Raw genomic sequence first — 12,473 nt, 5'->3', positions numbered from 1 at the left:
AGATCGTAACAAAAGAACAATGGAGTAAGAATGATAAATAGTGCGAAGAAGAAAATTTGTGAGGATAAGTTTATTGGCCGGTTAAGAGAGAATTTGGCTATGGTAGAGAATCACGGGCCAATTCAGGAAGGTGATAATCTATCTGAATTACGCAAACTGACCGAGGGGAAAATGCTGCGAAGCGAATTGGAGAGCAAATTCCCGTCAGGTAAATTCATATCAATTCGTATTACAACAAGGGCTGGACTTTTTGGAAAGCGACAACGGCCGATTGAACTTACAGGCAAAGTTATTATTCGGCTGGATAGACTTGTAAAATCCGGCAATGATGATGAGCCGATTTCGCTTGGCGAACTTAGCGCAATTCTCAGTAAAGAATCAGATTTGGCAACACGCGGCTGTTTTGATTGCATATTAGGCCTGTTTAGTCCGACCGGCTGGAATGATGAAGCGAAACGATTTGTAATAAATGAGCCGAGCGGTTCAGGCTGGGCGTCTAATGCAGTCTATCCAATTCTGGCTGGGCCGGAGATTCCGGAATTGGTTTGGGACAGAAAAAGTACGCGACTAAGCGAATATATCCAGTATTTCTGCGGACTGACGCTGGATGAGCGCGGCAGGGTTTGCAGGGACGCTATCAAACGGGCTGTTATGGTGCGGGAGTTTGCAAATCTGGAAAAGATAGCAATCGAAAACAGTTTTAGTCTTGAGTTTGTGAAGGATATAGCGGGGCAATTTGCAGCCGAATCCGAAGATATGGTTTTGAGTAAAGTTTCGGGCGTGGGCTTTGTATTGAAAAAGAAAATTTAACACTTTATTAGGAGATACAGTTATGAAAAATTGGTTGAGCAAGGTGACAGGACTTTTTGGCGGAAAGCTGATGAAGATAGAAAAGCTTACCACTAATCAGCTCGAGGACGAAAAAATCAGACTGCAGACGATTCAGGAAGGTTTTATCAGCGAGGTAAGACAACTGGAAGGTAAAAAACGGACTTTGTTCGAGGAAGGACGAAAAAAGAAAAGCGTTCTTGAAAAACAAACTCTCGCCATTCAGATAAAACAGGTTGACGATGAGGCAAGAGATATTGTCAAGGCCAATAATCTGATAAGCAGGCAGATTCTCGTTACCGGCAAGCTGTCCCAGATTAAGAAGCGTGAGAAACTCTTAAAGACAGAAGGCTTGTGGGGAATGATAAGTTCCCTTGAGCCGGAGAAGCTCGAAAAATTTATGCTCGATATTAAAGTAAAGAGCAAACAGGGCGACGCTCAGTCCAAAAGACTGCTGGATATTCTTGGCGAAAGCGACGCCGAAATCGAAGCGATTGACCCGGAAATTTCAAAGATAGTCGCTGCGATGGAAGAAGCCGGCGAAGAGGAACTGACCGAAGATGCCTGGGAAAATATCGAAGAGAAGGTCTTTAAACCAAAGGAAAAAGAAGAACCGGAAAAAGCGTAATTACAGATAATCGCAGATGAAAACAAGATGCCCAGTGAATCTGCGTTAATCTGCGGATAAAGAAAGGTTTAATGATATGTCTATTGATTTAAGCGGTGTATTGGTTGACCTTTTGGAAGGCGCGATAGGCACGGCCAGAAGGCTCGTGGACCTGCAAAATTGGGCGAAGGCGGCTTCAAGTTATGCACGAGCGGCAAAATTGATGAAACAATATGCTATGAGTGCGACCAGCAGTGAAGTTAAAAAGAAAAGACTGGCTGAAGCGGAAAAATTGCAGACTTACGCCGACCAGCTTCGTAACGGCAAAAAACCGGGCGTGCAAAACGGGGTTACCATACCGGCGGATAATCAGACAATTGCAGGCGAAAAAGGAAATTATATTGAAAATGCCCGCGGTTTGATAAAGCAGGCAAAAGTCGGCTGGAACGATATTGCAGGTCTTGATGATGTGAAAAAGTTTGTGAAGGAATCTTACGCTTTGTCTTTTGCCAAAAGACCTGCGGAAATGGGAGTTTCAAAGGCGGCCAATCTGCTTTTATATGGTCCGCCCGGAACAGGAAAAACTCTTATCGCCGCGGCCGTTTCGAAAGGACTTGAGGCGACATTTTTTTCCTGCAAAATAAGCGATATGCTCAGCAAATATTTCGGCGAATCGAGCAGACTCGTAAACGCGATATTCGAACTGGCCGAACAGAGCAGTCCTGCGGTAATCTTTCTCGACGATTTTGAATCGCTTGTAGCCAATAGAGATTCCGACAGCAATGGAGCGGAGCGAAGGGTTCTTGCCGAATTTTTAACCTGTATGGACGGCTTCGAAAGCAAAAGCTCCGATAAGCTCGTATTAGTCATAGCCGCTACCAACAAACCGTGGCTGATTGACCAGGCGGTGCTTTCACGTTTCGGCAAGCTTGCTTATGTAGGTCTGCCTGATAAGAAAGCGAGAGAAAAAATATTCGAGCTGCTGCTGATTAAAAAAGGTTACAAAATCACAGGAACCGTGGAACAGTGTGCTGATAAAACAGCCGGCTACAGCGGTCGGGAAATAGAGCAGATTTGCAAGGAGCTTATACGGAATATGATTTCAAAGGCCAATCCCGACCTTCTCGATTTAGTGGATAAAGGCAAAGCGGCACTGGAAAATTACACACTGAAAATGACAGTAATTTCTCCTGATGATTTGGATAACGTTATTGCCCATATGCCGCCTCTGACAAATAAAAACGATTTAACAAAGTATGAAAAATGGCAGAATAAATCCGTATAAATCTGCGGTTTAAAATTGATTAGGAGATAAAATATGGCACTTGGCGGATTATTTAAAAGTAAACAGCAGCGGCAGCTTGAACGCGATATGGCTATTCAAAATGTGCTCGATTTGCATAGGAGGAGGATTCGCGACCTCAATAAGCACGAACACGGCTATTGCGAAAAGGCAATAAGGGCGAAAAGGCAGGGCGATAAGACAAACTATCAGAAACTTGCCAAGCTGCTTGTGCAGACAATGAATGAACGCAGGCGGTTCGAAAGTGCCTTGCTTACATTTGAAGCCCTCGTTCAGACAAAGGAGCGGATAGAAGGTTATGGCCAGTTCGCAAAAGGCCTGCAGTCGGCTACGAAATCGATTTCAGCGGTCTTTAAGAATATCGATCTTTCCAAAACTGTTACAGACCTCAACATGGCGATGGGACAGGCAAAACAAATGGATAGAGCGATGACTATGGTGCTCGACAGGGTTAGCGATACCGCATTTGAAACTGATTACGAAGGCGACGAAGAATCGGTAAGCTTTGACCAGATTGATTCGATGATTTCAGAGCGTGCCCAGATGGCCGAGGGCCAGGTTGACGGCAAAATCGATGAGATGCTCGGCGAAATAGAAAAACAATTGAAGAAAGAAAAAGAGTAAACCCACGGATGAGCACAGATATATACAAAATTAAGCTAATGATTAAAAGGGATTGTAAATGAGTGAGGATGGTTTTGACACATTAGACAATGCCCCGACAATGCCTGGTGAGCAGGAAGGACAGATTCTAAGTGGGCAATATAAAATCATCCGCCAGATTGGTTACGGGGGAATGGGTATGGTATATCTGGCGCAGGATATAGAGCTTGATGACAAAGTTGCTGTTAAAGTTTTACCGACAATTCTGGCCAATAATAAACGGGCAATAGATAATCTTCGCAAAGAGGCAAAAACAGCCCTGAAATTATCGCATCATAATATCGTTAGACTGCGTACTTTCCAGTCTGATGAAGCGATAAAATACCTGGTAATGGAGTATATTGATGGCGGCAGTTTAGAGGAAAAAATCATTTCTGCCGGTACATTGAGTGTTGATGAGACTATTGAGATATTTTCACAAGTAGCTGTAGGTCTGGATTACGCACATTCACAGAATGTCCTGCATAGAGATATTAAACCTGCCAATATAATGCTTACCAAGTCTGGTACTGCCAAATTGGCTGATTTTGGCATCGCAAGGCAGCTTAAAGATTCTATGACTCGCATAACCGGCAAGGAAACTTCCGGCACATTACTTTATATGGCTCCGGAGCAATTTCGCGGCGGCGAACCAGACCATCGAAGCGATATTTATTCGCTGGCCGCAAGTATATATGAGAGCCTGTCCGGCAAACCGCCTTTCTGGCGGGGATCGATAGAATATCAGATTGTGAATGTACCGCCACGGCCATTGGATAAACTTAGCCAAAAACAAAATACAGCCTTGCTGAAAGCCCTTTCCAAAGAGCCGGGTAAACGGCAAAATAGTGCCAAAGAATTGTTAGTCGACCTCGGCGCAGATTCCAAAACTATTAATTGGCAGTCATTAAGGATACGCGGGAAAAAAGCATATAAAGGTACAATAGATTATGCCAAAACAATTTCGTTTAAAGAGGAGCGGAAGCCTAAAATCGCAATGATAAAAGCCTTTGCCGTGATGATAATTTTTGTCTTGCTCATGGCCGGGGTTTTTGGGATTGATAAAAAATATGATTTAAATCATAAGTGGCAGGAACTGAAGAATTATACTGTAGAAAAGATAGATGTTTTCTTCGGGGCAGGGAAAATTTGGAAAAATGCGGAAATATCCGCCCAGAAAGGAGATTATGATCAAGCTATCGATTTGCTTGATAAGTTAATCACCAAATATCCTGACAGCAAATATACACCGCAGGCATTGGCAGCACAACCTGAATGGGAAGAAGAGAACGCGAAAATAACCGTCTCAAAAGGTGATTATACTCAAGCCATTGAACTGCTTGATAAGCTAATCGCCAAATACCCAAACACCGAATATGCAAAGTGGGCATTGGCAACAAAACCTAAGTGGGAAAAGGACAATGCTATAATGGTTGCCCAAAAGGGTGATTATGCTCAAGCTATCAAGCTGCTGGATAAGATACGCAATAAATACCCCAATACCGAGTATGTACCGTGGGCAGTGACGACAAAGCCTGCGTGGAAAAAGGAGTATGCAAAAATACTTTTCCAGAAAGGTGATTATGCTCAGGCTATCAATCAGCTCGATGATTTAATCGCCGAATATCCAAACACCGAGTATGCAAAATGGGCATTGGCGACAAAACCTGAATGGGAAGATAAAAAGCAGATAACAGATTTACTTTCTCAGGCTCGAGACTTAATAAGTAAAGAGCAGTTCAACAGAGCCTCTGATTGTGTGGAGAAAGTATTAAAAATCGATACTGAGAATGAAGAGGCCAAAAAACTTCAAGCCGTAATAGGGCGGGAGCAGCAATTCAGAGCCTTTTTAAGGGATGGTAATGACGCTGAAACTCTGCGGGAGTGGGAAAAGGCTATAGAAGCGTATAATCAGGCACTGAAAATCAAGCCGAATAACATCGAAGTAAAAGATAAACTTGATACCTGTAACCATAATATATATTTATCAAAAGCGGAAGCTGCACAGAAGCGAGAGGCCTGGGAAGAAGCAATTGCCAATTACAAAAAGGCTCTTGAATATAAAGATGTTCCAGATACACGAGCAAAATTGATTGTTGCTGAACAAGAATGGCGGAACCTGCAGGAATATTTAAAATGGATCAGGGAGGCCCAGCGAGCAGAAAAAGATGCGGAAAAAAATGCAGAAAAAGAAGGCTCTTTGCCCGCATTATACACGACATTAAAATGTTACGAAGAGGCTCAAAAATATACAAATAAATCTCTGAAGGAAAAGATAGAATCCCTGAAATCGCAGATAGCCAAAATTGAAAAACAGAAGAAATTTAAGGAGTTGTTATCTCTTGCCATAGAAAAATACAATAAGAAACAGTGCGAAGAAGCATCAGCGGCCATTAAAGATGCCATTGATTTGTTTCCCGATAATCAGGAAGCTATTTTCTGGAAGAATGAAATAGCTTCCGGTTGCAGCGACAAGATTATTACTAATTCCATAGGGATGAAGTTGGTTTTACTTCCTGTGGATAAATTTATCATGGGCAGCCCGCTTAGTGAGGAGCGAACCCCCGATGAAAGCCCTCAGCATGAAGTGAAAATAAGCAAAAGGTTGTATATAGGAGTATATGAGGTAACACAAAAACAGTTCAAAGATGTTACGGGTAGAAATCCAAGCGATTTTAGAGGCAATGATAATCTGCCTGTCGAACAGGTGAGCTGGAATGATGCGAATGAATTTTGTATGAAGTTAAGTCTAAAAGAGCAAAAAAAAGGCGGGTATTACAGATTACCTACAGAAGCGGAATGGGAATATGCCTGCCGAGCCGGCACAGATACTGCTTTTAACAATAGACAGAACGGCTTGCAGGAAGTGCGGAAAATTTGCTGGTGCAGTTACGATGGAAGGCCGGGCGGTGCCCGACGGACAAAACCCGTTGGCAGTTTCACTCCCAATACGTGGGGATTATATGATATGTCTGGTAACGTCTGGGAATGGTGTCAGGATTGGTATGATGAAAATTATTATTCACAGAGTCCTTCAGTTGACCCGCATGGGCCGGATTCCGGCCAATATCGTGTTCTTCGCGGCGGCTCATGGTACGATACTCCGAAAGACTGCAGGTCTGCCAAACGTTACTATCTGAAACCTGATAATAGCCGTGACAGGATAGGGTTTAGAGTTGTTTTCGAAATGAATTAGATAAAATCTGAGAAAAATCAAAAAATATTAATTAATTTTTTAAGGGATATTTTATGAAGAGGAATTTTTTACTGATTGGATGTTTTTTTATGTGTCTATCTCTTTTTGATTGCCAGGCGTCGGGAGCTGAGGCAAAAAAAGCCGGTTTTTTAGATCAGCTCTTTAAAAAGCAGCCACTATGTCCGGAAGCTGAGAGTTACAAACAAGAAAAGAAATTAGAGCAGGCAGTCAACGCATACGAAGCGTGTGTGAATACGTCGATGTCTAAAAAACAAAAGCAGCAAATTCAGAAAGATATTGATTTGCTGAAAACTGAAATCGTTTCAAAAACTCTTGAAGAAGCAGCATCGGCATTTGGAAATGGTCAGAACATAACCGCCTATGAAAATGCAATTCGCATACTCGATGCTAAAAAACGATACGACCGGGGCAATATTATGGCAGCACGTATTGAGGGCTATCGCAATGAGATAGAGAATCTTCACGGGCAAATAAGAAAATACCTCGAAACGGCCCTGGCCGAGGAAACACGGGAACATTGGGGCAAAGCCGTCCAGGCGGTAAATCAGGCCATGATATTGGATCCGAGTAATAGTACTATTACGGCACGTCTGGCAAATGTTATTGAAAAACGTAACGAATACTTTAAGAATCTTATTAGAAAAGCATGCAGTGATAATGACTATGATGGGGCATCTAAAATATTAAAAACTTTCAAAGAGGAACAGCCGGCTCCATCCACCTCAGTCTTGATGTTAATGGACTCTCTGGTGAATGAGACTCAGGGGAAAGTAGTGCGAAGTGAGGCTGGGAAATTGATAACGGATAAGAAATACTTTGCCGCTTACAGTCAGATTCAGGAGACAGGGGTAGCTAACTGCCAGGACCTGCTTAAGGTTATCCGGCGTGAAGGCAGTGAGTTTTACAAGAATTTGGCCAAAGAGGAAAAAACCAACAAAGTTAATGATTTTCACGCGTATATAGCCGCAGTCAAGGCTAAACAACTTAATCCCGGCGACAATGAAATTTTCAATCTGCATCAGGATATGACAGATATAGTTAATGATTCTATTCAAATTAAAATCGGTATTGCCTTTTTGGGGTCGCCAACAGCAGAATCAGGAGCGGGGAAGGAATTTGCCGGAATGCTCATCAGTCATTTAGGAAAATTATTGCCTTATGGGATAAGCATTGACGAACCGGAAAAAATAAAACTTGTAATAGAACGCGGGACTTCAGAAAGTGATGTTCCTGTGCAGTTGGGTCAAAAGCTTGCTATTTTCGGAGATGTTTCTACTTTGGATATTAGCCCGCTGCGTAATGTTTCTGAGAAAAAGAATTTTGTTGCGTGTACGGTAGGAGAAGAAGAAATCCCGAATCCGGAATATAGTCAGCAATGTGAAGATATGAGAGCACGTTATGGCCGTGATAGAGGCAAATGGCCTCCTCCTCTGCCGTCTCCGACCATTACAAGGCCTCGTATTCAAACTATTGATTATATGTCCGGTGAGAAGCAGGTAAAAGGAAGAATGGTTGTTTCATTACGACCTTACTCGGCCGCATCAAATGCCTCTATTGGAAGCGAAACTTTCTCGGTTCAGCGCGACTTTTCCGATACTTTTCAGGAAGGTGTCCCATGTGCCGGAATTCCAGCAGACTCGCTTGAATTACCCAGCGAACTTGAAATGAAACAGGAACTGAAGCAGGCTATGGTTGAAAAGGCATCAAAATGGATACTCGATCGCGACCTTGACCTTAATCTTGGCTTTTTTCAATTACGCCAGAAACATTATTATAAAGAAGCAGAAAATTTTATAGAACGCAGAGAATATAACGAAGCAGTCAAAGTATTGGCGCAGGGATACTTGTATTGTCTTAAGGATAACATTCCTGAAAACGATGAATGGTTTCAAAAAATTCGTAAAAAGGTACTGTGCGAGTTGACTGAATAATGTAAGTTGTTATTTTATAGACAGTTATAGCTATTTGGAATTTAAAGTAAAATAAAGTAAAAAAAAGGTTGTAAAGTACTTTATAAGTGTGTATAATTACGCATAGTTTAGTGTGATAGAATTTAAATAGCTATGAATGAAAGGTGTAAATGGAAAAGTTGTTAAGTATTGAAGAAGTGGCGGAAATCTTAGGATTGGAGTACAAGACGATTTATCGCCTTATCCGCGGCGGGGAATTGCCTGCGGCAAAAGTCGGCCGGGTTTACCGTGTTTATATGGCTGATTTGGAGTCCTATCTCGAACGGCAAAAGCAGGCTGTTCACGAAGAAGCTACCGGCCAAAAGCCTGTAGCGCTGCGCGAGATTCGCTGCGGAAGCTGTGGGGCAAGAATTGTCAGCGAGCTTGGCATTGCCGGCAGGTGTGAAATCTGTCAGGCCGCGATATGCACAGAGTGCTTTGGAATTAAAAAGTTAAAACATTGTAAGCCTCATCAGGAAAAAGAGGGAAGTAAATAAAATATTGTAAGGAGAAAATTATGCGAAACAAAATCAGTTATATGTTGCTGCTTTTTTGTGTTGTGCTGGTAACAGGCTGTCAGAGATCGAATCAAAGGACAGAACCTGTAGTAATGGCGCCGGCGAGTACAACGCCGGCCCAGGATGTGCCGCCGCAGTCTGAACGGCAGGATGCCTATCAGGTAAAATCGGTTAAACCTTCATCCGAGCCGGCGGTGTCGAATGAAGACAAGGCATCGCTCATGTATTACGCTAAGCTTGATTTGCTGCGAATACTCATTTGTTCGGATGAGCAGGTTCAGTCGGACGGCGAGACGATGAGTACTGATGCGTTATTGCAGTCGGCTACGGAGCATTTCACAGACCTCGGATTCAGGGTGATAGACGGTTCGCCTTGTCCTGATTATTCTTCAACGGCTGCAACCTTAGGGGCTGTTGCGAACCAAAGAGACGTGGATATGTATGTACTCATTAAGGCCAAAGTAAAACAGGTTGATAAGTTTGGGGATTTTTATTCATTCGAAGCTGACGGCCGGGGCAAGGTCGCACAAATCAGCGACAAGGAAGTATTGACCGTCAAAAGCGCACTGGTTCGCGGTAAACGTGCTTTGGACCAGCAGCGGGCCGCGGAAAGTGCGATGACCGAATGCGGAAAGGAACTCGCGCAGAAGCTCAGCGATGAGATACTTCGCAAAAGCGCACGGGGAGTTTTGCTGAGGCGGGTTAGAATCGACGGATTGAGTAAGGCTGAATATGTCGATTATGTCAGGCTTGGTCTGTCTAAAAAGTCCGGTATACAATCTGTAACGCTCAAAAGCTGGGATGCCGAATCCGGCAGGGCAATTTTCTGGATAAGACTGGATGCAAGTGTTAAGGAAAATCTGGCAGCTTATCTGGAAGAAATCGAAAATATAAAACTGAAAGTGGAAAGACTGGATAAAGCGGAGATAGAAACACACAAGAAAGGTTTATTGGAATAAAAAATCAGGAGATAATCTTATGGTACGCTTAAAAAAAATAATATTTTTTGTGATTTCGTTAACAATTCTGTTGGCGGGTAATGCAGGGGCGAATGTAAAACGTACTCTCGATAAAGCTGTTGACCAGGTTTGCGGCCAGGCTGCGGAACAACTGAAAGCGACACAAATTAAGGATATTAATACTGTCGCGGTGCTTCCTTTATGGGGAGAAGACAAAGATGGCTATGTTCTTGACACGGTAAAAAGCTATCTGAGCAATTCACCTTATAAAATTATGGTACGTTCAACGGAGGAATGGGACAAACTTCTCGGCGAAATTAAGTGGAATACCTTACGTGAGGATATAATGAATCCTCAGACCGTACAGAGTTTCGGCAAGATTGAAGGCTGCGACGCCATAGTGTATGGAACTGTAAGGCAAAGAGAGGTGAATCCCTGGACATTTCACGCAATTGCCCGAATGACTTTGCATATGGCCGATGTGGAAACAGGTCAGATAGCCTGGAGCAGTAAACCTGTTACCGCGTCAGTCTGGCTGGAATGGCCTGAAATGCTGCAGTTGGCTGTTTATCATCCTGTTGTCTGGGTTGTTGCAGGGTTGATAGTTTTGTCGATAGTCTGGGTTTCTTTTAAAAAACTAATTCGTACCGCGACGCGGCCGAGATAGAAAGGAGAGATAACAATGGGAATTTTTTCAAACAGATGTGCGAATCCGGATTGCAACGCGAGGGTTCCTAAAACTGCAAAGTTCTGTAATGTTTGCGGCACGTCCGCGTCCTCAACCGATACCAATTGCGGCAGATGCGGCGCCGTAGTCGGAGCACAGAGTAAATATTGCTGGAAGTGCGGATGCAACCTCGACCAGCAGCAAAAGGCGCCTTTATTCGGCAACCGCTGGGTTCGGGGCGAGGATGATTTTGCTGTCAGAGTCGATGAATGCGATGTCAAAGGCTTCCTCAGCAAAGGCCTGATAGTGGAGCACGGCACAAAAGGAATGATATTCCAGCAAGGCAGGTTTTGCGGTTATGTCGATGAAGGCAAATATGACGTCAACGGATTCCTCAGAAAAGTAAATAATTTCAATCAAACTACGCCAACCTCTGTCGTTCTGGTCGATGCCGGCGATGTCGAACTGCATCTTGAGGCCATAAAGCTGTACAGTAAAGACCATGTGGAAGTTGACGCGATTTTTAAGGCGATGGTGCAGCTAAAGGACCCGGACAAGCTCTACACAAATGCCTTTAAGAGCAGAAATAAACTGACAGTCGGATATTTCGCGGGTTCTCTTACAAATGAGTTGCATTCTGTCCTGCAGACTTATGTCGGTTCCAAATCCGTCAGGGAGCTTTACAATAATACGGAAATCCGAAAGGATGTCGAACGCCAGATGCAGCTTGAGCTTGAGCCGATTTTGGAAAGAGTCGGCCTCGAAATGGTGCAGTTGCGGTTTGTCGATTTCTTCTGTCCGGCCTATGACCCGATTCGAGCGGATGAAGCCAAAATTTATGTAGATACTCAAAAAGCAGATATCGACATTGATAGATTGAAACTGGCACAACGACTCCGCAAGACTATGACCACTGACCAGATGGATAAAATAAAGGACGAGAACGACTTTAAAGATTTCATCAGGCAAACTGAACACGAGCTTGGCATCAAAGGCTTACTCAGAGAAGATGAGCTGGACAAAATAAAACGACAGTTTGTTTTTAACCGTAATAAGGAATTGGTTACACAGCAGATAGAAATCGAGGGAATTAAAAACGGGCATACAAGAAATCAGGCCAAACTCGATTTGATAGCGAAAATAGAAAAAGACATCGACGAGGCGAAGGCAAAAGACCAGGTCGAAAGAATCGAGTCCGAGCGGGATTTCTGGGAAGCTGAAAAGGCGATTGAACTTCGGAAGAAGACCGAGCTTGTTGAGCTTGAAACCGAAGCTCAGAAACTCGAACAGCGTTCAAAGGCGTCTGCTGCGGCTCTGATTAGTATTCTGGACGGTCCTTCTGCCGAAAGACTAATGAAGCTCGAAGCGTACAGAGCCAGAGAAAAACTTTCTCCGGAACAGATACTTGTTATGACAGCGGCCGCAAGTCCGGACGTAGCAAAAATTCTCGCTGAAAAATATAGAACAGAGGCGACTATAAACGATACGAGATTCAAACAGATGCAGGATTTTATGTCCAGGCAGGAACAAACCAATAAAGATGCCGCCGACAGGCTCGAACGAGTTATGAATGCCGCATTACAGCAAATGGGAGAAACTGCCGCGACTCGTGCCAAGGCTCATAGTGCAGGCAGCCAGACGGTCGTTACTCCCGGCGGAATAGGCGGTTCGCCGATTGTCATAAACCCGCAAAGACCGGATGCCGAAAAGAGTTGTCCGCGATGCGGTAAAGCAGTATCATCTGACAGTCGTTTCTGTCCTAATTGTAAGGAAAAACTGTAAC

General features: G+C 43.6%; 10 protein-coding genes. All 10 read left to right on the top strand.

Annotation, left to right across the window (positions count from 1 at the left end):
* The first annotated feature begins 30 nt into the window (after positions 1-30).
* The 10 genes from WC496_03820 to WC496_03775 all read left to right on the top strand — a co-directional run bounded on the left by WC496_03820 (position 31) and on the right by WC496_03775 (position 12,472).
* On the top strand, positions 31-810 hold the full coding sequence (locus WC496_03820) for a hypothetical protein (GenBank protein MFA5292143.1): 780 nt from the start codon (positions 31-33) through the stop codon (positions 808-810).
* Between the two features lie 22 nt (positions 811-832).
* The gene (locus WC496_03815) at positions 833-1,456 is read left to right on the top strand and encodes a hypothetical protein (GenBank protein ID MFA5292142.1); all 624 of its coding nucleotides are present in this window, start codon (positions 833-835) and stop codon (positions 1,454-1,456) included.
* 76 nt (positions 1,457-1,532) lie between these two features.
* Entirely contained in the window at positions 1,533-2,720 is a 1,188-nt protein-coding gene (locus WC496_03810; protein ID MFA5292141.1) for an ATP-binding protein, read from the top strand.
* A 33-nt stretch (positions 2,721-2,753) separates the two neighbouring features.
* Positions 2,754-3,362, top strand: a complete 609-nt coding sequence (locus tag WC496_03805) for a hypothetical protein (protein MFA5292140.1) — start codon at positions 2,754-2,756, stop codon at positions 3,360-3,362.
* A 58-nt stretch (positions 3,363-3,420) separates the two neighbouring features.
* Positions 3,421-6,576 (top strand): SUMF1/EgtB/PvdO family nonheme iron enzyme, encoded by a 3,156-nt coding sequence (locus tag WC496_03800; protein MFA5292139.1) that lies wholly within the window; start codon positions 3,421-3,423, stop codon positions 6,574-6,576.
* A 53-nt stretch (positions 6,577-6,629) separates the two neighbouring features.
* Positions 6,630-8,528 carry a hypothetical protein gene (locus WC496_03795; protein ID MFA5292138.1) on the top strand — a complete coding sequence of 633 codons (1,899 nt, stop codon included), beginning with the start codon at positions 6,630-6,632 and terminating at the stop codon, positions 8,526-8,528.
* A gap of 149 nt (positions 8,529-8,677) precedes the next feature.
* A complete protein-coding gene (locus WC496_03790) occupies positions 8,678-9,043 on the top strand; it encodes a helix-turn-helix domain-containing protein (protein ID MFA5292137.1) in 366 nt (121 codons plus the stop codon).
* A 20-nt stretch (positions 9,044-9,063) separates the two neighbouring features.
* A complete protein-coding gene (locus WC496_03785) occupies positions 9,064-10,023 on the top strand; it encodes a hypothetical protein (protein MFA5292136.1) in 960 nt (319 codons plus the stop codon).
* A 19-nt stretch (positions 10,024-10,042) separates the two neighbouring features.
* Positions 10,043-10,690, top strand: coding sequence for a hypothetical protein (locus WC496_03780; protein MFA5292135.1), 648 nt, complete (start codon positions 10,043-10,045; stop codon positions 10,688-10,690).
* A gap of 15 nt (positions 10,691-10,705) precedes the next feature.
* Entirely contained in the window at positions 10,706-12,472 is a 1,767-nt protein-coding gene (locus WC496_03775; GenBank protein MFA5292134.1) for an SPFH domain-containing protein, read from the top strand.
* Position 12,473: the final 1 nt, after the last annotated feature.

The organism is Phycisphaerae bacterium, from assembly GCA_041652575.1.
Classification (GTDB): Bacteria; Planctomycetota; Phycisphaerae; order Sedimentisphaerales; family UBA12454; genus UBA12454.
This window is presented reverse-complemented; position numbering and strand designations above follow the sequence as displayed.